This is a genomic window from Pseudomonas sp. TE3895, assembly GCF_056278855.1.
In genome coordinates, this window is sequence record NZ_JBWBQE010000001.1 from 336,050 (window position 1) to 361,023 (window position 24,974).

Consider the following 24,974-nt stretch of genomic DNA (forward strand, 5'->3'; position numbering starts at 1 on the left):
AGGTAAATGCGCGGATGATGAAAGGCACACCGAGCGATTGTTGCCGGGTGCGCATGGCACTACACTGGCCCATCGCTCGATACTCAACAGTTCAGTAATTAATTTCGTACAAGGATTGCCTCTATGCTGCGCAAACTCTCACTGGCGATAGCCGTGTCTTGTGCGTCCAACGGAGTGGTCTGGGCAGCGGACGTGCCTTCGACAGTCAAAACCGATCTGGTCAGCGTCTACCAGGAAGCAGTGGACAACAACGCTGACCTGGCTGCAGCACGCGCCGATTACGGGGCACGCCGCGAAGTGGTGCCGCAGGCCCGCGCCGGGTTGCTGCCAAACCTGTCGGCCGGTGCCGAGATGATGAACACCCGCACCAAGCTGGACGAGCCGTCCATGACGTCCAATCGCAGCGGCAACGCCTGGAGCGCGACCTTGGCTCAGCCGATCTTCCGCGCTGATCGCTGGTTCCAGTTGCAAGCCGCCGAAGCAGTCAACGAACAGGCAGCACTGGAGCTGTCGGCGACCGAGCAAAACCTGATCCTGCAAACCGCGCAAAACTACTTCGCCGTCCTCCGCGCCCAGGACAACCTGGCCGCCACCAAGGCAGAAGAAGCCGCCTTCAAGCGCCAGCTGGATCAGTCCAACGAGCGTTTCGACGTGGGCCTTTCGGACAAGACCGACGTGCTGCAATCCCAAGCCAGTTATGACACTGCACGGGCCAACCGGATCATCGCCGAACGCCAGGTGCAGGATGCCTTCGAGGCCTTGGTGACCCTGACCAACCGTGAGTACACCTCTATCCAGGGCGTGGTGCATAGCCTGCCGGTACAAGTGCCAACGCCCAACGATGCCAAAGCCTGGGTCGAAACCGCCGGGCGCCAGAACCTCAACCTGCTGGCCACCAACTACGCGGTTTCTGCCGCAGAAGAGACCCTGCGTCAGCGCAAGGCCGGGCATGCACCGACACTGGACGCCGTGGCCAAGTACCAGAAGGGTGACAACGACAGCCTTGGCTTCACCAACCCGGCGCCGCAGCAAAACGTGCGCTACGGCGGCGACGTCGAGCAGACCAGCGTTGGCCTGCAACTGAACATACCGATCTACAGTGGCGGCCTGACCAGCTCGCAGGTACGCGAGGCTTACCAGCGCCTGAGCCAGAGCGAGCAACAGCGTGAAAGCCTGCGCCGCCAGGTCGTGGAAAACACCCGCAACCTGCACCGCGCAGTGAACACCGATGTGGAACAGGTACAGGCGCGCAAGCAGTCGATCATTTCCAACCAGAGCGCGCTGGAAGCCACCGAAATCGGCTACCAGGTCGGTACCCGCAACATCGTCGACGTGCTTGATGCCCAGCGCCAGCTGTACACCTCGGTGCGCGACTACAACAATAGCCGTTACGACTACATCCTCGACAACCTGAGCCTGAAGCAGGCAGCCGGCACCCTGAGCCCGCAAGACCTGCAGGACCTGAAGCGCTACCTGAAACCTGACTACAACCCGGACAAGGACTTCCTGCCGCCGGACCTGGCGGCAGCAGCGGCCAAGAACTTCGAGCGCAGGCCTTGAGGTAGGGGCTGGACCATTCGCGGGCAAGCCCACTCCCACACGTACCGTGCCAGGCCTGAAGGCATGATGCACCTGTGAGAGCTGGCTTGCTGGCGATAGGCCTCCAATATCACTCCAGCCCTGAACGACAACGCCTAGGCGGCTACGGCAATCGTCGAGTCGATGCGTTGCGCCGACATATCACCGATAAGCACAGGCCCCGCAGGTTCAGGGGCGAACGCAGCCATTGCGTCAACAAGATTCCCCAGGCTCGGTAGCGAGTGCTCGACAGCAACCAGCGATGACCCTGCTGAAAGGGCGGAAATCTCAGGCACGGCAACCGCTTCAGATGTGACCATTGCCGGCTGCGCAAAGATAAAGTCCTCCGCGGTCACCTGCGCAACTTCGAGCGCATCCAGGTACAGCATCTTCACAATACCTTCCTGCCCCGGCACTGCCTGGGTATCAACGGCTACACCGTGAATCTGCGCAAAGTCATTGAGTTTGAAGCGCTGGACTTTGCTGACGTGCAGATCCTCGAAGCGACTGATGCCTACCTGGGTCAGGTCAATCTTGTCGATACCGTGTCGGAACCCCCGAAGGGTGTTCTTGTAGTCGCTCACACCTTCTTGTTTTGTCACCAGAAACACGCTGGGCGCAACCGTCGGCGGGGAATATACCGTGCCTGCCAAAGAAGCCACCAACTGCCCGGATGCGTCACTGGCAAGCGACACGCCACCTGCACCACCGGTAAGCAGAACATTCGCGGTGACAGGCGGGGTCGTCTGCTCTTCAGGGCTGCCCTCGAAATAACCTGGCGCAGCGGTGAAAGCGTCAAGGAAACGGAAGTTCGCTGACCGCAGTTCGGCAATCGTAGTGTCCGCAAGCGTCAGCTTCTGCCCACTGCCAAGGTCGAGCACAGTCGAATTGCCGTCCTGTTGCATCTGCAAGTCAGCAAACCCTGAACCACCAAAGCCGACCAGGTCGATCACCTCACGCGAAGTCTCGAACTGCTTGAGTACATCGTTACCGCCTGCACGCCTGTGGATGACAAAGCGGTCGGTACCCTCACCCCCCTTGAGGAGATTGTACCCACGGCCACCATCCAGTAATGCCCCGGCGGGCCCGGCGATCAAGGTATCGTCGCCATCACCACTGATAAGGTTTTGCACCGAACCAGGGGCTATGGTGAGCGCCGCACCGGCAATACTGGCGCTGCCGCTGGCCAGATCCACCGAGATACTGCGACTTACTGCAGCCGCGTTCAACGTATTGCGCCCGCCAGCGGTGCCGCTGATGGCATCGTCAAGCTTCGCGCGCCCTGGGTTTTCTGCCACCAGGTTCGCGTAGTCGTCGGTGAAGTAATAGACATCATCGGTGGTGCCGGGGCTGCCGACGAGGCGCAGCGTCCAGCGATCAAGCGTTAACGGTAAGCCAGCAACAGCATTACGCACCTCAAGCTTCCACTCCCCAGCCGAGCGCTCTGCGCGATGATGGGTCGACATGAACCCATATTTGAACGCCCCTGAACGCGAATCGCCCAGATCGTCATCACCAGAGCCCGGCGCCTTGCCTGTGCGATCGAGCAGTACGCTGCGCGTGCCGCCAGGCGACACCAGCGTGAGCGTCATGTCGCCAAGGCGGCCGACCATCGAGTGGACATCGACCTCCACATGCTCCACCAGCAAATCAGCCGGCAGGGTCAAAGACAAAGTCGCAACCTGCCCCGCCGCAACCTGTTGAGCCACTGGTGCACTGCTGGCTGTCAGCAGCCGTTCATTGGCCTTGGTCGCCCGGCTCCCCCAGGACTCGGCAAGGCGCACCGCGGCGCGGGCGTCGATCATGCCAAAGCCGTAGTCGTGGCTGGCGTGCATGCCACCGCCATTCCAATTGCGCCCTGCGTTGTAAGCCCATTGGGTTGATGCGTCATCCACTTTGCGCGCAGACAGTGCGAGGATCTGCTGAACATCCCGATAACCCAACCCCGGGTTGGCCTGCAACATCAACGCCACCACGCCTGAGACGATCGGCGCGGCGAAGCTGGTGCCCTGAGTCGTGCTGTAGGCGCTGCCGACCGACGCACCGCGCTCCGCTTCAAGGCTGACGCCACTGGATAGAACATGGCTCCCCGGTGCAGCGACCAGCAAGCTGGAGCCTGGATTGGAAAAGGGTGCCGTGGCAGCTTGCAGTACCGAGAGGTCTGCCTTTGCGTTGATGGCCGCCACTTCAATGGCGTGGCGGTTGTTGTTGGTCAGCGAGCCCTGTGCATTACCGCCTTTATGGCGCTGGTTGCCACCAGAGGCGACGACGATGGTGCCTAGCCCACCACGGCCGTTGGTGGCGGCAAGCGTAGTGCTGAACGCCAGCGCCAGAGCAGTATCGACTTTTCCTTCTGGAACATTTGTAAGTCCGAAGTCCGTTTTGAAACCCCAACTGTTGTTGGCTATGTCGTAGTTGACCATTTGCCCCAGATTGGTCAGGTCATCGCCTTTGTTGGCCAGGTAGTGCCCGCCGATCTTCGCCTCATATGCGATGCCGATCCCTCCTTGATCATTGCGCGCGCCAACCATGACCCCAGCCACTTGAGTGGCGTGATTGGACGCCAGAGCGGGCAGCGTGCCATTGGTGCGTTGGGTTTGCAGCCAGATGGGATCGATATTCGGCTTGAGATCGGGGTGCCCGATGTCGAAGATTTCCGGCGCCACGGCAAACTCCCCACCCGGCTCGAACTGCCCTATCCTCACCCCCTTGCCCGTGAAGTCACGCCATACCGGCGCGACATTGATCTCGTCCAGATACCACTGCCGCCCCGACAGCGGGTCAGCGGGGGATTGTTCATGGCGCAACGTTACCGTTGCCCGCAAGGGTGCTGATGCAGCACTGCCCACCTCGGTCACACTCATGGAGGCGTTGCCGGCAGCATCGACCAAGTCGTAGCGGAAACTGACATCACCGTCATGGCCTGGCAACGGCGTGACCTCCACATCACCCTGCTCATTCAGCCGCACTGTTGCACCCTTGCCAGCGCTGACTGAGGCGATGCGCAATGGCCCGCTGCTGCCAAGTGGCTGGTCATTGCCCAGCAGCGCCGTTGCAGGGACTATCAGCGCCGTGTCAGTGGTGGCGAATGTAGCCAGTTGCTCAGGCGAGAGCCTGTCGCCGATTGGCATGGCGCCCCCGCCGAGAAGATCGATGGCAGCAATGTCGGCGAAGCTGAGTTTCTGGATGTTGCTCAAGCTCAGACGGCCATCTCGTCCCGCCACGGTGTCGGTGATCAGGTGGCCCGATTCGGTACGTGTGATCAGGTACTCGTCGTGAGCACCATGCAAACTGACCAGGTTGGTGCCTGCGCCTCCGTCGATCGTGGCATCGCCGCGTCCGGCCTCGATCACGTCATCGGCAGCACCGCCCGTAATCCGATCAGCGCCACCACCGGCGTAAATGATACTTCCGCCCGCCGAGGCCCGGATGCGATCCCCCTTGGGGCCCGCATAGATCACCGACTTGCCGGTACCGCCAATGATGTCGTTACGGCCTGTACCCCCCACAAGCACATCGTTGCCGCCCCCGCCAATCAGCAAGCTGTCGCCCGAGCCGCCCTTGATGAAAACTCCGCGTTGACCGCCGCTGGCGATGATGTCCTTACCCCGCCCGCCTTGCGCGATGGTCAGCCCGGCCTTGGCCATGTTCAGCCCAACGCCATGCTCCCCCACGATCAGTGCCGTGTCGCGCCCACCATTGCCCTGCATGTTCGCCCAATCGTCGCTGGCACTGATCACGAATACATCGTCGCCCGCCCCGCCGTGATAGGTGTTGCTGCCACCGCCACCAACCAGCCAACTGCCCTCTGGAGCCGCGGTCAAGACATCATCGCCCGCGCTGCCGTACAGCGTCTGTACGCCGAGCGCTGCGGCGTCCAGCGTGCTGCCTTGAGCACTCTGGCTGATGTAGGCCCTTCGGGAAGTGGGCCCGCTTGACGAAGTCAGTAGAGTGCCACCCTCCTGGGCCTCGATCCGATTACCGACGGTATCGGCGAGAAACCTCACCGCCAGTACTTCCCGGTCCTCACCATTAACAGTGAAAGCGCCTCGGGAAATGACCTCGTTACCCTGACGCACCTCTCCTACCGGCTCGACCTGGCCGAGCTTGATCTGGCTAATGCCATGCTCCTGCAATGCCCTCAGCTCACCGGCATCGGCACGCCCGTCGTGGTTGCCATCGACCCACACTTTCAATTGCGCCCACACGGCGTCTTCAACGTTGATGACGCCATCGGCGTTGGCGTCAACACTTGCCAGGGCGGCGAAGCCATCCTTGAACGGTGTTTCACCAGAGCTGCCGTCGCTGCCTGCCTTGCCGCCGTAGTATTCGGAGAACAGCTGGCTGACGTTGCTCACCTGGCCGGTACCGTTGTCATGCACCAGCATGCCGGTCAGCCGATCTGCCCAGCCGGTGCGGCGCAGTGAACCACTGTTATCGATATCGAACAGTACGCCTTCCTCGATACCCGTCAGGCCAACGCCCTTGCCGCTCAGGTCGAGCAAGAGCGGGTCGACAAACGTGTTCAGCGTAGTCATTGCTGCCAACCCGTTGAGTACCACGGCATTGCGCAGGCTGAAATCCGGTTGTTCATTGCCATCACGATAGAACTGAGCCAGATGCTGATTGGGTCGCACGTTGGGGTCGATCTGGAGCTCGCCGGGGCGAACACCACCGCTGGCCAAACTGCCCAACTGAGCGGAGGTGAAGTCGGTGTTGTCGAGGGTGCTGTCGGTGAATGCGATACTGTGGGTCAGGCGACGATCGACGTAGCCGTTGGAGACGTCATTGCGGATATCGTCCTGGCCTTGGAGGTCGCGGCGGGATTCGGTTGTGGGGGTGATTTCGATGTTCAAGGATGGATCTATAGCCCCTGGGTTCTCAGAATCTACGAGTTCGGAGATCACACTGGCCAAGCCATTTCCCGCAACTTCTCCTATTGAATAAAGAAAAGATGCAATGGCGGTCGGCGAATCAATACGAGATTTCCAATACTTGGCCATGCCACGCATATCATCCGGAGCCACTACAGTGCTATTAGCCATTCTACTATCAGTCTGAATGGACAACCAAAACTCACTACCCGGGCTTCCCGCCGCATCCAGTACCTTTTTCCAATATGACTCGCGATACTCCGGATCGGTTAACTCAAACACAGAATTCAAAGTCCAGGCATCTTTCGACCTACCCAAGCTTTTAAATACGTCACTATGGAAATCCCAAACCTCCATATGATTTGGATCACCATCTAACGTACCATCCATCACCCTGCGCTCTTGAAGCTCCAAATAAGCTTTCCCCATTTCCAATCTTACTTCTTCAACATCTGCCTCGCTCATGGGGCGCCCGGCATCTGCCTCAGTTCGTTTCATGAAATTTATAGCAGCCAACCCTGCTATGGAGTTGCCTTTAGCAACGCCATTGGCAAGCACGGCATATCGATCCCCCTTCATAGCCATATAGTCATACATATCCCCAACACCTTTGGACTCAAAAATTTTACGCGCAACCGCTATATCTTCTTTTGTCAACCCCGACATTTGCCACCTCATCTTCTGCTATTAATTAAAAAATCGACCACTGAGCGCCTCACTTCCAACCACCGCACTAACTTATCAGGGCGCATTATCACCTTGACGAGTACGTCTCCAAACACTACAAATGTCATTCCGCACGAATAGTAATTCGGCACTTTCGGGCGCCAGCTGCAATACCCCACAGCAGCCAAGTCATCGAGCTCACCCTGCCAATAGATAAGCTTCTTGTGATTTTCAAAAATCGTGTCACGCGCCTCTACACGATAGAGGCTGCTTGACTCATCGTACTCAGCAAGCGTTATTGTTTCTGCTGGGCTTTTCCGCAAAAGAAACTCGAGTTGACGCCGTAAATCCCCCTCTCTTGCAGTTATCGGGCCCACTGCGACCAACAGCCCCTCATGCTCCAAGCCCTGCCGGAACACTAAACTGTCATCCGCCGGCTCGAGCTCTGGCCAGGTCATTGACAAAAATACAGATACCAGGTTTGCGTCACAGCCTTTTTTGTTATAAATAAAGCCAGGATCAAAAGAGCTTTTTCCCTCATATTCTGGCCAAAATGGAAAGTACAACCTAGAGAACTTGTACACTTCCCCTGAAATTCTGCCGCACACGAAAGGATCAAACGTTACCTCCCCTGGCTTCCAAGGTTCGCTTTTCCAAGCCACAACTATCATCACCAGCACGGGAGTCAACAAGAGTACAGCGGAGCAAAGCCTCAAAAAATTCCAAGCCCATAGGAAAAACAAACATGGTATTTTTCTCATAATGACTTAGCGCTCCTTCAAGCTTTCTCGGACATGCAACCAAAAGAGGGCAGAATCTAACTTTGATCATTTCCCTTCTCCTTGCCTTACACCTCGCCTTGCAATTCTTCAATTCTATTAATCACACACCTCAACTCACCCCGAAAAAAAATCAACACTCACAAGAGCCAGCCCTCTTATCACGCTAAGCCTGACGCGCCTCTTCCACATCGGACATTTCCATCCTGATCATTTATCGACCCGATACCTCGCAGCATTCATGAAAAACTCACCCACTGCCAAAGCAATGTTATGCCACTCCCCAAGCCTCTCCCATAAAAACTCCACATTAACAATTGCATCCCCTCCGGGTATCAAAAACTTCAAATAGCAACGCGAGTAATTGGCCTTGGGTTCCACCCAGTTGCAATAACCGATGTATTGCATGCGTCCCTTGGCCTCCAGCCAGAAAAAGCCCTTGCGCCGATTAGGAAATTCACTATCAACACCCTCGAGAAAATTTAGGCCGAGATCTTCGTTCAGCTTGCTAGCCTTAACTAGAGCCGCGGGTGTTTCACGAAGATAATGCTGGAGCTGTTTTCTCAACCCCGCTTCCCCATGCAGCCAAGGCCCAATTGCGACCGATATCCCATCAAAGCGAAAAGACGTCGCCTCACCGTAAGAGACGGGCTGCATCTCCGGCCAACTCATTGCCATATAGAGTGACGCCAAGTTTGCACCACAGCCTTTTTTGATATTTATAAATACCGGCTCCCAAGAACTCTTGCCCTCATCCTCAGGCCAATAGATCACATACCTCCTAGGGAGCTCATAAACAACACCCGAGACCTTTCCACACACCATTGGATTAGGGGTCGTCAGCTTCTTCGGCGCCCAAGTCGGGGCAATAACAATGGAGACCAACAACCACACCACACTTAGCAACAACAACAATTTGCTAGAACCCCACAGCACCAAACCAAATCTTCTACACAGCGCAATTAGCTTTCCGAACAGCACCTTCACAAAGAGAAAGATATACCTGAAACTAATCATCACCCCTCCCTAGAGCCAGACTGCCCATATCAGGCACTAAGCAAACTGCGCTTCAGACAACGCATAAACTTTTCCAAAATTTCTTTCGCACAACACGGAAATGCTGCTCCCAGCCCCAAACGCATCTGAACCACTGTGCCGCTGCAGGGGGTTCAAGAAGAAACTGATAACTCTGCGCCCATCCACAATCACTTCTGCACGCACAGCCATACATATTGTCAGCGGTGCGTCTTTATCCCCTACGCGTAAAATATCCTTGGCCAGTTCTATTTGAGCGCTATACATCAGCGCCGCGCCGCTCATCTTCAATATCGTCATCAGAAATACTCTCCCCCTTGGACATCCCCGTACTTGGCAAACGTTAACACCTCAACTTTAATTTCCACTTACCGCCCCTAATCAGAAGAGGTTAACTTCATCATTAAAAAATCACCCTTACACCCCATTAGATGCCAAGAATTTCTTGACACGCGACACCATCTCACCCCACTCGCTTAATTTGTCCCATCCAAAATCAATCTTTACAATAGTTTTACTGCCCTCCAGCAAATATCTAAAATGACACCGATGGTATTTAGACCTATACTTACTCCAACTACACCTTCCAATTTGCTCCATATGCCCATTTCTTTCAGACCAGAAAATCATCCGTGGTGAATTGGGGAAAACGCTATCAACACCTTCCACTCGATTCAAACCTAATTGTCTATCAAACACCTTGGCCTCTCGCTGCTTATAAGTTGCCTCGGAAATGAAAAAATCAAAGGTTTCGCGCAGTCCCCTCTCACCAGCGGGCCATGGTTCAAGCGTCACTACGATTCCACTAAACGTCTCTGAGAAATAGTTTCCCGGCGTTAACTCAGGCCAGTTCATGGCCAGACTTAAAGAATATAAATTTGATTCACACCCTCTATCAACGCCGCCAGAACCTCTCTTATAATTTCCTTCATCCTCATATTCCGGCCAGAAAGGAACATATTCGCTTGAAAACTCATACATAACACCGGACACCACACCACATACTTTTGGCGCAGGGGGTGCGACCGGCTTCGATTTCTCGCTTAAAGCAACAGTCGCCACTGCTAAAGCAACACAGCTCGCGGGAAGACACAACGCGACCGCTGCGCTAACCCTCAGTGCATTCCATATAATTTCGTACAGCATTCTCCAGCCGCTTTTTTCTCGTAGCCGATTCGCGTCCATCTGTTATCACCCTCACCAGTAATCACTTAGCGCTCCGTTAAACTTTCCTGCACATGTCGCCGCAAAGGCCTTAGAAAATAACTTATAACCTTGCGCTTATCCGTAATAACCTCCGCACGCACTGACATACCCGCCGTCAACGGAACATCCTGTTTTCCTACACGCATTATTTCCTTACCCAGGCGGACTCGAGCGCTATAAACCAACCCTCGCTTCTCATCTTCAATGGCATCGTCAGAAATACTCTCCACCACCCCCGGGACAACCCCGTACTGGGTAAAGGTGAATGTCTCGATCTTCACTTCCACGTGCTGACCCGGAAAAACAAAGCCGATATCTTTGTTCTCGACTTTCACTTCCACTTCCACCGGCTCGCCCGTCGGCACAATGACCATCAGTGTCTGCGCGGGTGTAACCACCCCGCCCTGTGTATGGATCGCCAACTGCTGGACGGTGCCGTCAACGGGGGATGTCAGTACCTTGAGGCGATGCCGCTGCTCGGCCTTGTTCAACTCCTGCTCAAGGGTTGCAATGCGCCGTTGCGCCTCACCGTGAAGGTCGAGCATGGCTCTGCGCAGTTGGGCAATGGCACCGCTACGGCGGTGCTGAGCAGCAAGCCGTGCAGCGTTCAGTTCGTCGATGCGCGAGCGCTGGAGTGCCAGTTCGCGTTCCTGCTCCAGGCGGGCCTGCTCCTTTTCCAGGTAGGTGTGCTTGGCCACGGCCGATTCGCTGAACAACAGCTTGTAATCCGCCGTCAGTTGGCGGGTGATCACCAGCAGTTGCTGGAGCGCGTCAGCCCGGCCCTGGGCGGAACGGATTTCGGCAGCGCGTTGACCGATTTCGGCATCGGCCTGTTCCAGCGTGGCCTGCAACTCCAGGTATTGCCCCTCCAGCCAGCGCTGCGCGCCTGCCTGCTGCGCGGCCGTGGCCTGCGGTATCAAGGGTGCCAGGGAGGCAGGTGCCACATCGCCGTCCAGCGCACTCAGCAGTGTGCTGGCGCGGGCCTGGTCGATCTGTGCAGCCAGCAGTTCGCTGCCCAGGCGCTTGATGTCAGCCTCGGTCAACTGCCCTTCCAGCTCGACCAGCACATCACCTTTGCGCACCGGCTGGCCATCGACGACGTGGATCGACTGCACCACCGCGACCTCGCTGGCCTGTATCAACTTGCTCCTGCCACTGGGCACGATCTTGCCTTCGGCACTGGCGATGACATCGATCTCACCGATGCAAGCCCAGGCAAGCGCCAGCCCAATGAACATCAATAGGCTCCACTGCAGGTAGCGCGGCAAGGGATGCACTGGCGTTTCTTGCAAGGACAGTGCCGCAGGTAAAAAGGCCAGTTCGTCGGGTTCACGTACGGGGCCATCCATGCACCGGCGCTTGCGCCATGCCGTCCTCCACGCATCCCGGTAGCGCTCGGCAAGGTCTTTGAACGCCACACTCATACGGCGGCCCCGAGCTGCAGTTGATGCAGGTAGGCATAGGTGCCCTGTGGATAACCCAGCAGCTCATCATGAGTCCCTTGCTCGATGATCTGCCCACGCTCCATGACCACGATGCGGTCGGCATGGCGTACTGCCGAAAGCCGATGGGCAATGATGATGACCGTGCGCTGCGCGCAAATCCGCGCCATGTTCTGCTGGATGATCCGTTCGGACTCATAGTCCAGCGCACTGGTGGCTTCGTCGAAAATGAGGATGCGTGGGTTGCCGAACAGCGCTCGGGCGATGGCTATGCGCTGTCGCTGCCCACCCGACAGGCTGGCGCCGTGCTCACCAATCAGGGTTTCGTAGCCATCCGGTAATTCGAGGATGAACTCGTGAGCACCCGCCAGTGTCGCTGCGGCGATCACTTCTTCAAGCGGTGCTGCTGGGTTGCCGAGGGCAATGTTCTCGCGCACGGTGCGCCGAAAAAGCACGTTGTCCTGCAACACCACCCCGATCTGCCGACGCAGTGACGCCACATCGGCTACCGCCAGGTCAGCACCGTCGAGCAATACCCGCCCCCGCTCGGGTGAGTACAGCCGCTGAATCAAGCGTGTCAGCGTGCTCTTGCCTGACCCCGAGCGACCTACAACGCCTATCACTTCTCCGGCTGCGATCTTCAGGCTGACATCGCGCACCACTTCGCCCCCGTCCGGCCGATAGCGAAAACACACACGATCGAGCTCGATCTGCCCGACAAGTGTGGGCAGCACCGTGCCCTTGCCTTGGTTGACCTCGGTACGGGTGTTGAGAATGTCGCCCAGGCGTTGAATCGATACCCCTGTCTGCTGGAAGCTGGTCCAGAGTTGGGCCAGGCGGATGATGGGCTGCGACACGCGCCCTGCGAGCATGTTGAAGGCGATCAGCTCGCCCACCGTGAGTGCGCCTTCGATGACCAGCCGGGCCCCCAGCCACAAGGTGGCTACCGTGACCAGCTTGCCGATCAGGCCGACGCTTTCATTGGCGAGACTGGAAAGGTTCTGGGTCTTGAAACTGGCAGATACATAAGCGGCCAGCTGATCATTCCAGCGCCGGGTAACCTGAGGTTCCACGGCCATCGACTTCAGTGTGTCGATGCCGTTGACCGCCTCGACCAAAAAGGCCTGGTTCTCGGCGCCGCGTTGGAAGCTTTGATCAATCAACGCCCGCAGTAGCGGAGTAACGACCAGGGATACGAGAAAATAGAAAGGCAGCGAGCCAACGACGACCAGCGTCAACCATCCGCTATAGAGGAACATGACAGCGATGAAGACCACCGAGAACAGCACATCCAGCACTAGCGTGATGCTGTTGTTGGTCAGGAAACTTCTGATGTTCTCCAGTTCTCGCACTCGGGCAACCGAGTCACCGACTCGCCTGGCGTGAAAATAGGCGGTGGGAAGATCGATCAAATGCCTGAACAGTTTTGCACCCAGTTCGACATCGATTCTTGACGCTGTATGAGCTGCCACATAGGTACGCAACCCACTCAGCAATGTTTCAAATAGAACGACGACCAATAAACCCAAGGCGATAACATCCAGCGTGGTCAAACCGCGATGCACCAGGACTTTGTCCATTACCACCTGAAAGAACAAAGGCGTCAGCAAAGCCAGTATCTGAATGACCAGGGAAACCACGAGCACTTCGCCAAATAGCCGCCTGTACTTCACCAGGGCAGGAATGAACCAGGTAAAGTCGAAGCGCGACAGCCCGAGGGGCAACTGGGCATCGGAGCGAACCAGAATGAGTTCTCCCGACCAGCGCACCACCAGTTCCGCGAGGGTCAGCGCTTGCGGCGCGCGGGAATGCGGGTCCTGCACCAGAACCTGCTCGCCCTCCACGCGCGCGATGATGAAGTATTCACCACGGGTATCCACTGCAATAGCGGGCAAGGGCGTCTGCTGCAGCCGGGCCGGATCGACGCTGCGGTGTTTGGCCTTGAGGCCAAGTTGCTGAAATGCCCGAAGTAGTGTGCCGGTAGAGAACCGCTCACCCGCTGCTGCATGATCGTGCTGCAACTGCTCGGCAGAGACGACAACACCATGGTAACGCGCCAGCGTGATAAGACACACCAGCCCACTTTCAATAGTGTTGGCATTGCCATCAGATAAATCAGCCATCACGCCACCTCTTATGAAAACCGGACATGAGGCGATACTAGCCCGAAGCAATAGGACAAACGTCCTACAAGCTTCCGACGCAAGCGTGTGACACTTCTGACTTTTAAAGTCTATTCGTAGGAAGTTTCCTAACGGCGAGAAATCCAGCGTAGGAAGTTATAACTTACGCCGTAGGAATAAATAACCAGAATCAGACATATCCACTCTAGACCGGGTCTTTGAGTGGATATGTCGGTTATCAGCGGATCAAGGCCCCCAGACCCTCGAGCAATCGCTGCAGCGCCCCCTGATTGGCCCGCATCACCGCCCTGCCCGCCTCGCCCATGCGCTGGGCGTCCTGCGGCAGTTCCACCAGACGGCGCACCGCACCAGCCAGCCCGTCAGCATCATCCACCTGCTGCAACGCCCCCGCCTCGCGCAGCATCGCGCTGATTTCGAGGAAGTTGAACACATACGGCCCCATGAGCACCGGCAAGGCCAGCGCCGCAGGCTCCAACGGATTGTGCCCACCGGTCGGCACCAGGCTGCCACCGACGAAGGCAATGTCGGCCAGGGCATACAGGAACAGCAGTTCGCCCATGGTGTCGCCCAGCAATACCCGCGTTTGCGCATCGACCAGCGTACCGGCAGAGCGGCGCACGGTGGTGAACTGCTCGCTGCACAGCGCATGCACTGCATTGAAGCGCTCGGGGTGGCGCGGCACCAGGATCAGCAAGGCATCGCCATGCACCTGCAACAACTGCCGATGCGCCTGCAGGATCAAGGCATCTTCCCCTTCATGGGTGCTGGCGGCGATCCACACAGGGCGCTGGCCGCCCCCCCACTGTTCACGCAATGCCCTGGCGCGCGGCAGCAGCTGTTCGTCGATCGTCAGGTCGAACTTGATCGAACCGGTGACTTGCACGCGCTCAGGGCGTGCACCCAGGTCACGGAAGCGCTGGGCCTCGGTTTCGGTCTGCACGGCAATCAGGCTCATCTCGGCCAGCATCGGCCGGGTCAGCCTGGCAAAGCGCCCATAACCACGGGCCGAGCGCTCAGACAAGCGCGCATTGGCCAGCGCCACCGGAATGCCGCGCCTGGCACACTGGTGAATGTGGTTGGGCCAAAGCTCGGTTTCCATGATGATGCCCAGCTTAGGCTGCACATGATCGAGAAAACGCCCCGCCGCCCAAGGCAGGTCGTAGGGCAGGTAGCAATGCTGCACGCGTGGTTCGTTGGCGAACAGGGCGCGAATGCGTTCAGAGCCGGTAGGGGTCATGCAGGTCAGTGTGATCGGCAGCTCCGGGTAAGCCTTGAGCAAGGCACGCACCATGGGTGCGGCAGCAATGCTCTCGCCCACCGATACCGCATGTACCCAGATACCACCCTGGCGCATGGCCGGCAGCTTGAAAGCAAAGCGCTCGCCGATGCGCTGGCCATAGGCCGGCGCCTTGCGCGCGCGCAGGTACAGGCGCAGCGCAACCAGCGGCAGGCCCAGGTGAAACAGCAAGGTATAGAGAGTTCTGTTCATGGCGGCTAAGTCTACCCGATCGCGCGAAGGTGCACTGCAAAGCGCTCGGCCAGCCACTGCGCGGCCGGGCCCAGAGGTTCATCGCGGCGCCAGGCCAGCTCTGCCACCAAGGCCGGCGGCCGCCAGTCGCTGTCCAGTTCGACCATGTGCGCCTGGTAGGTCGGGTACTGCACCACATGCCGGGGTAACCAGGCCCAGCCCAGGCCGCGCATCAGTAGTTCGGCCATGGCGTAGAAACTGTCGGCACGCCATACCTGCGGGCTGATCGCCTCGCCGCCGGGGTAACCGCTTTGTTGTGGCGTGATCAGCAACTGCCGGTGGCGGGCCAATTGTTGGCGGGTGACCCGGCCTTCGCCCGCCAGCGGGTGGCCGACCGCGCACACCGTGACCATCTCCACGCTGCCCAACGCACGGCGCTCCAAGGAAGCCGGGATGCTTTCGTGGAGGAAGAACAGGCCCAGATCGGCGCGCCGCTCCACCAGCTTGCGCGCCACATCGCCCTGGGCTCCGCTGGCCAGTTGCACCTCCAGGAACGGGTAGCGGCTAGCCAGTTCGTCGAGGCTGTCGATCACCGGCTGATACGGCATGGCTTCGTCCTGCGCGACCCGCAGCAAGGCCTCCTGCCCGCGCATCAGGGCCAGGGCGCGGCCATCCAGGCGTTCGCACTGGCGTAACAATTCGCGGGCGTCTTCCAGCAAGGCGCTGCCGTTTTCAGTCAATTTCGGCTGCCGGCCGCTGCTGCGCTCGAACAGGGTGACCCCCAGGTCGGTTTCGAGCAGCGCGATGGCACTGCTGATCGCCGACTGGGCTTTGTGCTGCTCACGTGCCACCGCGGAGAACGAGCGCAGTTCTGCAACGCGCAGAAAGGTACGCAATTGTTCAAGGTTCCACTGCTCGGCCATCAACCTATCTCCCACATTGATAGGTAATGACTTTACCCCATCCAGGCAACGTCTAGAATGCCCGCTCAGTAACGGAGGATCCCGCCATGAATGCCTATACCTACCTCGCCATTGCCATCTGCGCCGAAGTCATCGCCACCGCCTCGATGAAAGCGGTGAAAGGCCTGAGCACGCCGTTGCCACTGCTGCTGATGGTGGTTGGCTATGGCATTGCGTTCTGGATGCTGACGCTGGTGGTCCGCAGCATTCCGGTGGGGATTGCCTACGCCATCTGGTCGGGGCTGGGGATTGTGCTGATCAGTGTGGCGGCGCTGCTGATCTATGGGCAGAAGCTGGATATGCCGGCGATGCTTGGCATGGCCATGATCGTGGGTGGCGTGGTGGTGATTCAGCTGTTCTCGAAGACCGCTGGGCATTGAGAGCCCGTGTGCGGGGCTCGCCGACGATAGGGCCATCTCAGGTATAGCCTGTATACTTGCCAGCTGTCCCAGTCTTCGAGGTACCGCCATGCCATCTGCCATTTCCACTGACGTGCTGATCGTCGGCGCCGGGGTCGCAGGCCTCTGGCTCAATGCCCGCCTGCGCCGCCTGGGCTACTCGACAGTGCTGGTGGAGCGCGCCAGCCTTGGCGGCGAGCAGACCATCAAGTCGCAGGGCATCATCCACGGCGGCACCAAATACGCCCTGCACGGCGCCCTGACCGGTGCCTCGGAAGCCATCGCCGACATGCCGCGCCGCTGGCGCGAGGCCTTGGCCGGCAACGGCGAACTCGACCTCGGGCGTACCCGCCTGCTCTCCGATGCCCACTACCTGTGGTCGCCGGGCACCTTGGCCGGCAACCTCACAAGCTTCTTCGCCAGCAAGGCCGTGCGCGGCCGGGTCGACCAGGTCAAGGGTGACCAGCTGCCACCCGCACTGCAGGACCGCGCGTTCAAGGGCAAGGTGTATCGCCTGGCGGAACTGGTGATCGATGTCCCAAGCTTGCTGGCCAACCTGGCCGAGCTGGCCGGCGAGTCCTTGCTGGCAGGTGAACGCATCGAACCCTTACGTGAAGGTAATGCGTTGGTTGGCCTGCGCGTGGACGACCGGGAAATCCGTGCCCAGCGCATCGTATTGAGTGCCGGAGCCGGCACCGAAGGCTTGCTGCAGGCGCTGGGCCTGGATCAGCCGGCCATGCAAACCCGCCCGCTGCACATGGTCATGGCCAAGGGCCCGAACCTGAAACCTTTGTACGCCCACTGCCTCGGCGGCGGGCCCAAGCCGCGGGTAACGGTGACCACCCATCCGGCAGCCGATGGCCAGTGGGTCTGGTACCTCGGTGGGGACCTGGCCGAAGCCGATGGCGTGGCGCGCGAGCCGGCAGCGCAGATTGCTGCAGCGCAGAAGGAAATCGCCAACCTGCTGCCCTGGGTCGATCAGAGCCTGGTGCGCTGGGCCACACTGCGCGTCGACCGCGCTGAGCCTGCACAATCCGGCCTGGCACGCCCGGACAACGCCTTCCTTGCCGACCAGCAGCGCCTGCTGGTGGGCTGGCCAACCAAACTGGCACTGGCACCGGACTTCAGCGACCGGGTAATCAGCCACCTGGAGCGCGACGGCATTCGTCCACAAGCACAGGCCGACCTGGCCGACCTCCCACGCCCTCCACTGAGCGTACCGGCCTGGGAGCAGTTGCTGCCATGAGCCTGCCAACCCTGCACGCATTCCATCGCCCGCTGGGCAGCACTGGCCTCACGGTCTCTCCACTGGGCCTCGGCACGGTCAAGCTGGGCCGCGATCAGGGCGTGAAGTACCCCACTGGCTTCACGATCCCCGGCGATGAGGAAGCCCGCCTGTTACTGGCCCAGGCCCGCGAGCTTGGCATCAACCTGATCGACACCGCCCCGGCCTACGGCCGTAGCGAAGAACGCCTGGGCCCGCTGCTGCGCGGCCAACGTGATGAATGGGTAATCGTCAGCAAGGTCGGTGAAGAGTTCGAGGAAGGCCTGTCGCATTTCGACTTCAGCGCTGCCCACACCCGCCGCTCGGTGGAGCGCAGCCTGCGCCGGCTCGAAACCGACCGCATCGAACTGGTGCTGGTGCATTCCGACGGCAACGACCTGGCCATCCTCGAACAGCAGGAGGTCTACCAGACCCTGGCCGAACTCAAGCAGGAGGGCAAGATCCTCGGTTTCGGGCTGTCCGGCAAGACCGTCGCCGGCGGCCTGAAGGCACTGGAGCAAGGCGACTGCGCCATGGTCACCTACAACCTCAACGAACAGGCAGAACGCCCGGTGCTGGACTACGCTGCCGAACACGGCAAGGCCATCCTGGTAAAGAAGGCCTTGGCGAGCGGGCATATCTGCCTGGCCCCGGGCGTCGACCCGGTGCAGGCCAGCTTCGAGCTGCTGTTCGCCCACCCGGGCGTCAGCAGTGCTATTGTCGGCACCATCAACCCGTTGCACCTGGCCCACAACGTGGCCACCGTCGCCCGTATCCTGGGCCAGCCTTGAGTTACCTCAGGCTCCCGATTCAGGGACTGGAGACTGACCCGACGCAAGGAGGAGCCTCGTGGCGCGAACGCTGATCCGCAAGAACCCGAGCAACTTCAAGACACTGCCACTGCATGTCGAGGCCACGCCCGAAGGCTTGATTTACCAAAGCATCGGCATGCCGCTGAACTTTGCCCAGACCCAGCAACGGCGCAAGGCCATCCAGTTACCCGATACACAACACTTCGTGGTCGAACTGGCCAACCTGGGCGTGTCAGTGCGCCTCACGCTGCATTGGCAGAACCGCGATTACTGGGTACTGGTGCGTCAGCGCCGACAAGACCGTGGCGATGTGGTACTGAAACTGATTTCCGGTTATGTACCGGCGCAGGAGCTGAACCTGCCGCTGCACACGGCCGTACAGGAAGTGGCCGAGGAGTGCCTGCTGGAAACCCCGGAAGGTTGGCTGGGCGGGCGCTTCAACGACACCTGGCTGCCCATCCCCTACGCCGCCGCCCTGCACTACCGCGAAACACCCCACTTCGTGCTGGCTCCGGAGTCCGGTGCCGCACGCCCGGTGCATTGCGGCAAGCTGATGCTCCTGGAGCGCCCACGGGCCTATGTGCACCTGCCCACCGCTTCGCTACAGCTGATCTATGACATGCGCCTGCAAGTGCCCCGGGACGCCAAGAAACTCAGCTTGTTCCACGTTGACGAGCGGCTGGAGGGCGACCAGCTGGTGGCGCGGCTCAACCGCAAACGCCCCGACCTGTACCTGATGCCATTGAAGGACGGCCAGCCACTGGCAGAGCTGTACACGCTGAAAAAGGATGAGCTGGTGCCGGCGAGTACGCGTGGGCTGTACCTGGCAGAAAGTTTTGCCCGGCAGGAAGGCTGGGTGGTGGCAGATGAACGGGTACGCTGGAAGGATTGGGTGAAGCAGCAGGGGTTGGTGGAAAGCAAGCCCGCAAGGGCGTCGCACTTGCAACGGTTTGGCGACAAGGCGCGAGCGCTGCTGGAGCGGGCGCGGACCTCGCTGAACAAGTGACATCCCGGGAGCTTTCGCCTGCTTGCTGGGGCGGGTAAACCCGCCCCAGCCGAGGGCCGCCACAACGGCCCCAAGGTCAGATCAGTTCTTGCGAATTTTCTCGACAATCGCCGTGGTCGAGCTGTTCTCGACCAGCCCCAGCACCTTCACGGTGCCGCCATAGCCCTTGACGATATCAGCGCCAACCACCTGGTCGATGCCATAGTCTCCGCCCTTGACCAACACATCCGGCTTGACCTGGCTCAGCAGGTTTTCCGGGGTGCCTTCCGGGAAACTGATCACCCAGTCCACCGCGCCCAAACCGGCCAGCACGGCCATACGCCGGTCAACGCTGTTGATCGGCCGGCCCGGCCCTTTCAGGCGGCTGACCGAAGCATCGTCGTTTACCGCAACGATCAGGCGATCACCCTGGGCCCGCGCCTGTTCCAGGTAGGTGACATGCCCGGCATGCAGGATGTCGAAGCAGCCATTGGTAAAGACGATCTTCTCGTTGTGCGCCCGCGCGTCATCAATGGCCAGCAGCAGTTGCTCAAGGCCCAGCACGCCGCGTTCGGAGCCTTCCTCACGCTGGATGGCCCGGCGCAGCTCAGGGGCGCTGATGGCAGCCGTACCCAGCTTGCCGACCACAATGCCCGCTGCCAGATTGGCCAGGGCCACCGCATGGGGCAGGTCCTCACCCGCGGCAATGGCTGCGGCAAGGGTGGAGATGACAGTATCGCCGGCACCGGTCACATCGAACACCTCGCGTGCCCGTGCAGGCAGGTGCAACGCAGGCTGACCAACGCGCAGCAGGGTCATGCCATGCTCGCCGCGGGTGACCAGCAGGGCGCCCAGGTCCAGGTCCTGCAGCAACTGCAAGCCCTTGGCGACCAGTTCGGCCTCATCGACGCAACGGCCAACGATGGTCTCGAACTCGCTGAGGTTCGGGGTAATCAGGCTGGCGCCACGGTAGATGGAAAAGTCCTTGCCCTTGGGGTCGGCCAGCACCGGAATGCCCTTGGCCCGCGCCGCCTGGATCAGGTTTTGGTGGTTCTTCAATGCACCTTTGCCGTAGTCGGACAGGACCAGCACCTTGACGCCTTCGAGCAGGCTGTCGACCTCCGCGCCCAGCGACAGTGGGTCGGTGGCGAACGGCTCTTCGAAATCGATACGCAGCAGCTGCTGGTGACGGCTCATGACCCGCAGCTTGACGATAGTCGGCTGGTGCGCGATGCGCTGGAATACCGAACGGACACCCGCAGCCTGCAGGCTGTTGGCCAGGCTGTCGGCAGCCTCATCCTGGCCGGTGACGCCGATCAGCGAAGCCGGCGCGCCCAGCGCAGCAATGTTCAAGGCAACGTTGGCCGCGCCGCCGGGGCGATCCTCGATTTGATCGACCTTGACCACCGGGACTGGCGCTTCAGGCGAAATACGCGAAGTACCGCCATGCCAGTAGCGGTCGAGCATGACATCGCCGACCACCAGTACCGGGGCTTGATCGAAACGCGGCATGGACAACTTCATGGGCAACCCATATGGAAATAATGAACAGGGGCAGGATATTAGCACAGGGTAGTCAATGGCTTTATGGCCAGATCATCCCTGGAAAATTCCCGTGACAATCGGGGCCATAACGGCCCCGATCAAGGAGGGTTCAGGTGATATCGGCCTTGGCCGGCTCATCCAGCCCCATGGCATGCAGACGGGCATAATGGCCATTAGCCGCAAGTAACTCGGTGTGAGTACCGCGCTCGACCAGGCGGCCCTGGTCCATCACCAGGATCTGGTCGGCCTTCTCGATGGTCGACAGGCGATGGGCAATCACCAGCGTGGTACGGCCTTGCATCACGTGGTCCAGGGCGGCCTGGATATGCCGCTCGGACTCTGTATCCAACGCCGACGTCGCTTCGTCGAGGATCAGCAACGGCGCGTTTTTAAGCAGCGCACGGGCAATTGCCAGGCGCTGGCGCTGGCCCCCGGAAAGCAGTACACCGTTCTCACCCACTTCGGTATCGAAGCCCTTTGGCAGCCGGTCGACGAATTCCTTGGCATAGGCATCGGCCGCGGCGGCTTCGATGTCTGCGCGCGGCGCGCCGGCCAGATCGCCATACGCGATGTTGTTGGCCACGGTGTCGTTGAACAAGGTGACATGCTGGGTGACTTGCGAAACATGGCGACGCAGGTTGCGCAGGCGATAGTGCTCGATCTCCACGCCATCGAGCAGGATCTGCCCCTTGTCGTGGTGATAGAAGCGTGGAATAAGGGCCGCCAGGGTAGACTTGCCACTGCCGGAGCGGCCGACCAGGGCGATCATCTGCCCGGGCTCGGCGACAAAACTGATGTCGCTCAACACTTCACGCTCGGTACCCGGGTAAGTGAAGCTCAGGTTGCGCACTTCCAGGCGCCCTTCCACGCGCTCCTTCTCGACCGTACCAGTGTCCACTTCAGGCGCTTCGTCCAGCTGTTCGAAGATGCTCTCGGCACCTGCCAGGCCCTTCTGGATGGTCGAGCTGACTTCCGACAACTGGCGAATCGGCTTGGGCAGCAGGCCGGCAGCGGTGATATAAGCCACCAGGTCACCGGCAGTGGACTCACCGCGCAGGAACAGTACCAGGAACATCAGCGCAGCCATGGCGCTGTAGATCACCAGCTGAAGCATCGGCGTGTACAGCGAGCCGGTCTTGGTCATGCGCAGTTGCTTGTCGGTGTTGCTCTGGCTGGCCTGGCCGAATCGCTGCTGTTCGTAGGCCTCGCCACCGAAGCTACGGACCACGCGGTAACCCTGGATGGTTTCCGAGGCAACGTGGGTGACGTCGCCCATGGCTACCTGGATCTTCTTGCTCTGCTTGCGGAATTTCTTGCTGGCGATGCTGACCATAACCGCGATCACCGGCAAGATGGCAACCATCACCAGGGTCAGGTGCCAGTTCATCCAAAGCAGGTAGGCAAACAGGAACACCACGGTCAGGCCTTCGCGGATTACCACCTTGATGGCGTCGGTAGCGGCGCCAGTGACCATGGTCACATTGAAGGTAATGCGCGAAATCAGGTGCCCGGAGTTGTGGTTGTCGAAGTAGCGGTTGGGCAACACCAACAGCTTGTTGAACAACGCCACCCGCAGGTCATGCACCAGGCTCAGAGAGACCTTGGCCAGGAAGTAGTTGCCGAGGAACGAGCCCAGGCCCTGCCACGCAGCGATCAGGATGATCAGCAGCGGCACCGCCTGCAGCAATTGCAGGTCACGCAGGTAGGGGACGTTGGGGAACAATACCGCTTCGGGGTTGCTCAGCCCATCGACGAAGTACTTGAGAATGCCGGCCAGCATTGGCTGGGTCGAGGCAAAGATCACGAAACCGACAATGCTCAGCAGGAAAATGCCGACATAGGGTTTCACATAGCTCAACAGCCGGAAGTAGATCTTCAGGCTGGAGGTGTGCTCCGCTGGTCGCGGTGTTTCGGCCATTATCGAGCTCGCTGTTCAGGTTGAACCGGCAATTTTACCACAGGCGTCATTTTCGGCACGCCCCCATGGCAGCAACATGGCAAGGCCCACCGGCAGCCAGCTGATGAACCATTCGGCACGTGGCGTACCGGTGAGGCTGGCGGCATCGAACTGCATGGCCAGGGTCGAATAGACCCAGAAGCCCAGCAGGACCTTGCCGAGCAGGGTGCCACGGGCGCGCACGATTTCGCCCAGCGTGAACAGCCACACCATTACCCACAGCAACATGCCGGGCAAGCCCATCTCAACGGCAACATGGGTGAACATGTTGTGGGTGTGATCGAAGTGCATGCCGACGGCGCTCACTTCGTAAGCAGCCCCCAGACCAAGACCAGTCCAAGGGTGCGCGGCTATCATCTGGACCACGGCATGGAAAATTTCCGGCCGGTAGGACGAGCCCCGTTGGGCGATAACGTCGTACACGGCCCAAAAGGCCAGGCCGGTGGCAAGCAGTGCCAGAACAGAGAACACCCGGCTGTGGCGGTCACGGAACCACAACGGCGCCATCACCACGGTAATCACCAGTGCCAGAACCGCACCACGGCTCTGGCTGAGCATGGCGAAGGCCCCCAGGCAAGCCAGTGCCGCCAGCCACAACACCTGCAAGCCACGCCGCCGAGGAGGCTCGTAGAGCATCAAGAGCACAGCCGAACCAATGACATAGGCCCCCAGGATGGGGTGGGATATTTCGCCGATACCCGCCAGCCTGAACAGCAGAGGCGCACGCTGCACCCCATAGAACTTGATGATGGAGACTAACGCAGCGATGGCCAGCAGCGCGCTGCCAAGCAGCAATAACTGACGAATGCGGGCTTGGCCAAGCTGGGCCAACAGCGGAAACGCCAGCAGGAACACCAGGATGTAGAGCAAGCGCTTGAGCTCGCGCATGGGCTCCTCGGCGGGCGACCATGCCAGGCTCAGGCCGCTCCAGGCCAACAGCAGCAGCACACTCCCCCACAGCGCCGGTTGCCGCCTCCAGGCTTGCACCAGCACACCTCGGGCCGACCAAGCCAATACCAGCGTTGGCAGCCACAAGAACAACACCAGACCTTGCTGATAAACCTTGTTGCTGGGTGCCAGGGCAATCGCCGCCAGGAACCAGACCAGGCCCAAACCTAACCACGCTTGTGCCCAGTTTTTTTGATACAACATCCTTTCCCCCGATGAATCAGAAACACCATCCATGGTGCTACAGCATTATTTTCGGCATTATTGCCGGTCATTTTGCTCGCCAGACGACAAGGCTCTATTCATGCAATGCTCCCGGCTCACCCAGGTCGACTTCGATCAGCTGACACTCGGCGCACAGGTGCTTGAGGCAGACAGCCATGGCGCCAAAGTCTACCTGCTCACAGATGGAAATTTCCTCAAGGTTTTTCGTAGGAAGCGGCTGATTTCATCTGCACTGCTACGTCCTTACTCGCAGCGTTTCGTCGATAACGCCGCGCGCCTGGCGCAACTGGGCATCCCTACCCTCGAAGTGATCAGCCAGCACAAGCTCGACCTGCCGGGCCGCACTGCGGTGCTGTATCGCCCGCTACCTGGGCGGACGCTGCTGCAGATGTCGCGCGATGACGGCTTCAGCTGGGACACTTACCTGCCACGCCTGATCGAACTGATCCGCCAGTTGCACCGCAGCGGCGTTTATTTCCGCTCGCTGCACTTGGGCAACGTGGTGGTCACCCCCGACCAGCGTCTGGGCTTGATCGACGTGGCCGACATGCGCTTTCTGCGCCCGCCACTGTCAGCCCGCATGATTCGACGCAATGTGCAGCACATGGTGCGCTATATCGAGCGGGAGAACCTGGGCGACCGGTTCCCCCTTGCCGCCTTCGAGGCAGCCTTGCTGACACGCTGAG

At 59.7% G+C, this 24,974-nt stretch carries 19 protein-coding genes; 6 read left to right on the top strand and 13 right to left on the bottom strand.

What is annotated here, in order from left to right; genetic code table 11:
- The first annotated feature begins 123 nt into the window (after positions 1 to 123).
- A complete protein-coding gene (locus tag ACZ889_RS01515) occupies positions 124 to 1,560 on the top strand; it encodes a TolC family outer membrane protein (protein ID WP_064613788.1) in 1,437 nt (478 codons plus the stop codon).
- A gap of 134 nt (positions 1,561 to 1,694) precedes the next feature.
- Here the strand turns inward: ACZ889_RS01515 and ACZ889_RS01520 are convergent, their stop codons facing one another.
- The 10 genes from ACZ889_RS01520 to ACZ889_RS01565 all read right to left on the bottom strand — a co-directional run bounded on the left by ACZ889_RS01520 (position 1,695) and on the right by ACZ889_RS01565 (position 16,115).
- A complete protein-coding gene (locus ACZ889_RS01520; RefSeq protein WP_476257135.1) occupies positions 1,695 to 7,118 on the bottom strand; it encodes a S8 family serine peptidase in 5,424 nt (1,807 codons plus the stop codon).
- Positions 7,119 to 7,126: 8 nt separating this feature from the next.
- Positions 7,127 to 7,702 carry a hypothetical protein gene (locus tag ACZ889_RS01525; protein ID WP_441253034.1) on the bottom strand — a complete coding sequence of 192 codons (576 nt, stop codon included), beginning with the start codon at positions 7,700 to 7,702 and terminating at the stop codon, positions 7,127 to 7,129.
- A 31-nt stretch (positions 7,703 to 7,733) separates the two neighbouring features.
- A complete protein-coding gene (locus ACZ889_RS01530) occupies positions 7,734 to 7,949 on the bottom strand; it encodes a hypothetical protein (protein ID WP_157814216.1) in 216 nt (71 codons plus the stop codon).
- 158 nt (positions 7,950 to 8,107) lie between these two features.
- Positions 8,108 to 8,914 carry a hypothetical protein gene (locus ACZ889_RS01535; protein ID WP_180689172.1) on the bottom strand — a complete coding sequence of 269 codons (807 nt, stop codon included), beginning with the start codon at positions 8,912 to 8,914 and terminating at the stop codon, positions 8,108 to 8,110.
- 36 nt (positions 8,915 to 8,950) lie between these two features.
- On the bottom strand, positions 8,951 to 9,232 hold the full coding sequence (locus ACZ889_RS01540; protein WP_047604654.1) for a hypothetical protein: 282 nt from the start codon (positions 9,230 to 9,232) through the stop codon (positions 8,951 to 8,953).
- Positions 9,233 to 9,349: 117 nt separating this feature from the next.
- Complete coding sequence (locus ACZ889_RS01545; protein WP_144000472.1) at positions 9,350 to 10,117, bottom strand: hypothetical protein; 768 nt, start codon at positions 10,115 to 10,117, stop codon at positions 9,350 to 9,352.
- Between the two features lie 26 nt (positions 10,118 to 10,143).
- Positions 10,144 to 11,562, bottom strand: a complete 1,419-nt coding sequence (locus ACZ889_RS01550; protein WP_476257136.1) for an HlyD family type I secretion periplasmic adaptor subunit — start codon at positions 11,560 to 11,562, stop codon at positions 10,144 to 10,146.
- Positions 11,559 to 13,703, bottom strand: a complete 2,145-nt coding sequence (locus ACZ889_RS01555) for a type I secretion system permease/ATPase (protein ID WP_447810305.1) — start codon at positions 13,701 to 13,703, stop codon at positions 11,559 to 11,561. The genes ACZ889_RS01550 and ACZ889_RS01555 overlap by 4 nt, the downstream gene beginning before the upstream one ends.
- A 238-nt stretch (positions 13,704 to 13,941) precedes the next feature.
- Complete coding sequence (gene waaA, locus ACZ889_RS01560; protein WP_476257137.1) at positions 13,942 to 15,213, bottom strand: lipid IV(A) 3-deoxy-D-manno-octulosonic acid transferase; 1,272 nt, start codon at positions 15,211 to 15,213, stop codon at positions 13,942 to 13,944.
- 11 nt (positions 15,214 to 15,224) lie between these two features.
- Positions 15,225 to 16,115, bottom strand: coding sequence for a LysR family transcriptional regulator (locus ACZ889_RS01565; protein WP_003249460.1), 891 nt, complete (start codon positions 16,113 to 16,115; stop codon positions 15,225 to 15,227).
- Positions 16,116 to 16,201: 86 nt separating this feature from the next.
- Between ACZ889_RS01565 and ACZ889_RS01570 the strand changes: the two genes are divergently transcribed.
- From ACZ889_RS01570 to ACZ889_RS01585, 4 genes are all read left to right on the top strand, one after another.
- Positions 16,202 to 16,534 carry a DMT family transporter gene (locus ACZ889_RS01570; protein WP_098089472.1) on the top strand — a complete coding sequence of 111 codons (333 nt, stop codon included), beginning with the start codon at positions 16,202 to 16,204 and terminating at the stop codon, positions 16,532 to 16,534.
- Positions 16,535 to 16,622: 88 nt separating this feature from the next.
- Positions 16,623 to 17,798, top strand: a complete 1,176-nt coding sequence (locus ACZ889_RS01575) for an NAD(P)/FAD-dependent oxidoreductase (protein ID WP_003249456.1) — start codon at positions 16,623 to 16,625, stop codon at positions 17,796 to 17,798.
- On the top strand, positions 17,795 to 18,607 hold the full coding sequence (locus ACZ889_RS01580; protein ID WP_004577389.1) for an aldo/keto reductase: 813 nt from the start codon (positions 17,795 to 17,797) through the stop codon (positions 18,605 to 18,607). Before ACZ889_RS01575 ends, ACZ889_RS01580 begins: the two co-directional genes overlap by 4 nt.
- 58 nt (positions 18,608 to 18,665) lie before the next feature.
- Positions 18,666 to 19,634 (top strand): hypothetical protein, encoded by a 969-nt coding sequence (locus ACZ889_RS01585; RefSeq protein WP_003249451.1) that lies wholly within the window; start codon positions 18,666 to 18,668, stop codon positions 19,632 to 19,634.
- 81 nt (positions 19,635 to 19,715) lie between these two features.
- On the opposite strand, the gene hldE is transcribed toward ACZ889_RS01585, so the two are convergent.
- The 3 genes from hldE to ACZ889_RS01600 all read right to left on the bottom strand — a co-directional run bounded on the left by hldE (position 19,716) and on the right by ACZ889_RS01600 (position 24,267).
- Entirely contained in the window at positions 19,716 to 21,137 is a 1,422-nt protein-coding gene (hldE, locus tag ACZ889_RS01590; RefSeq protein WP_003249449.1) for a bifunctional D-glycero-beta-D-manno-heptose-7-phosphate kinase/D-glycero-beta-D-manno-heptose 1-phosphate adenylyltransferase HldE, read from the bottom strand.
- A gap of 130 nt (positions 21,138 to 21,267) precedes the next feature.
- The gene (msbA, locus tag ACZ889_RS01595) at positions 21,268 to 23,076 is read right to left on the bottom strand and encodes a lipid A export permease/ATP-binding protein MsbA (protein ID WP_003249447.1); all 1,809 of its coding nucleotides are present in this window, start codon (positions 23,074 to 23,076) and stop codon (positions 21,268 to 21,270) included.
- Positions 23,077 to 23,091: 15 nt separating this feature from the next.
- Positions 23,092 to 24,267 (bottom strand): O-antigen ligase family protein, encoded by a 1,176-nt coding sequence (locus ACZ889_RS01600; protein ID WP_014859636.1) that lies wholly within the window; start codon positions 24,265 to 24,267, stop codon positions 23,092 to 23,094.
- Between the two features lie 100 nt (positions 24,268 to 24,367).
- On the opposite strand from ACZ889_RS01600, the gene ACZ889_RS01605 reads away from it, so the two are divergent.
- The gene (locus ACZ889_RS01605) at positions 24,368 to 24,973 is read left to right on the top strand and encodes a serine/threonine-protein kinase (RefSeq protein ID WP_003249444.1); all 606 of its coding nucleotides are present in this window, start codon (positions 24,368 to 24,370) and stop codon (positions 24,971 to 24,973) included.
- Position 24,974 lies beyond the last annotated feature (1 nt).

What these genes read in the sequence shown, in the direction of transcription:
- waaA (WP_476257137.1), bottom strand. Translation starts at nt 15,213, where the DNA reads ATGAACAGAACTCTCTATACCTTGCTGTTTCACCTGGGCCTGCCGCTG.
- ACZ889_RS01535 (WP_180689172.1), bottom strand. Translation starts at nt 8,914, where the DNA reads ATGATTAGTTTCAGGTATATCTTTCTCTTTGTGAAGGTGCTGTTCGGA.
- msbA (WP_003249447.1), bottom strand. Translation starts at nt 23,076, where the DNA reads ATGGCCGAAACACCGCGACCAGCGGAGCACACCTCCAGCCTGAAGATC.
- ACZ889_RS01540 (WP_047604654.1), bottom strand. Translation starts at nt 9,232, where the DNA reads ATGACGATATTGAAGATGAGCGGCGCGGCGCTGATGTATAGCGCTCAA.
- ACZ889_RS01570 (WP_098089472.1), top strand. Translation starts at nt 16,202, where the DNA reads ATGAATGCCTATACCTACCTCGCCATTGCCATCTGCGCCGAAGTCATC.
- ACZ889_RS01565 (WP_003249460.1), bottom strand. Translation starts at nt 16,115, where the DNA reads ATGGCCGAGCAGTGGAACCTTGAACAATTGCGTACCTTTCTGCGCGTT.
- ACZ889_RS01600 (WP_014859636.1), bottom strand. Translation starts at nt 24,267, where the DNA reads ATGTTGTATCAAAAAAACTGGGCACAAGCGTGGTTAGGTTTGGGCCTG.
- ACZ889_RS01520 (WP_476257135.1), bottom strand. Translation starts at nt 7,118, where the DNA reads ATGTCGGGGTTGACAAAAGAAGATATAGCGGTTGCGCGTAAAATTTTT.
- ACZ889_RS01575 (WP_003249456.1), top strand. Translation starts at nt 16,623, where the DNA reads ATGCCATCTGCCATTTCCACTGACGTGCTGATCGTCGGCGCCGGGGTC.
- ACZ889_RS01580 (WP_004577389.1), top strand. Translation starts at nt 17,795, where the DNA reads ATGAGCCTGCCAACCCTGCACGCATTCCATCGCCCGCTGGGCAGCACT.
- ACZ889_RS01605 (WP_003249444.1), top strand. Translation starts at nt 24,368, where the DNA reads ATGCAATGCTCCCGGCTCACCCAGGTCGACTTCGATCAGCTGACACTC.
- ACZ889_RS01530 (WP_157814216.1), bottom strand. Translation starts at nt 7,949, where the DNA reads ATGATCAAAGTTAGATTCTGCCCTCTTTTGGTTGCATGTCCGAGAAAG.
- hldE (WP_003249449.1), bottom strand. Translation starts at nt 21,137, where the DNA reads ATGAAGTTGTCCATGCCGCGTTTCGATCAAGCCCCGGTACTGGTGGTC.
- ACZ889_RS01550 (WP_476257136.1), bottom strand. Translation starts at nt 11,562, where the DNA reads ATGAGTGTGGCGTTCAAAGACCTTGCCGAGCGCTACCGGGATGCGTGG.
- ACZ889_RS01555 (WP_447810305.1), bottom strand. Translation starts at nt 13,703, where the DNA reads ATGGCTGATTTATCTGATGGCAATGCCAACACTATTGAAAGTGGGCTG.
- ACZ889_RS01515 (WP_064613788.1), top strand. Translation starts at nt 124, where the DNA reads ATGCTGCGCAAACTCTCACTGGCGATAGCCGTGTCTTGTGCGTCCAAC.
- ACZ889_RS01545 (WP_144000472.1), bottom strand. Translation starts at nt 10,117, where the DNA reads ATGGACGCGAATCGGCTACGAGAAAAAAGCGGCTGGAGAATGCTGTAC.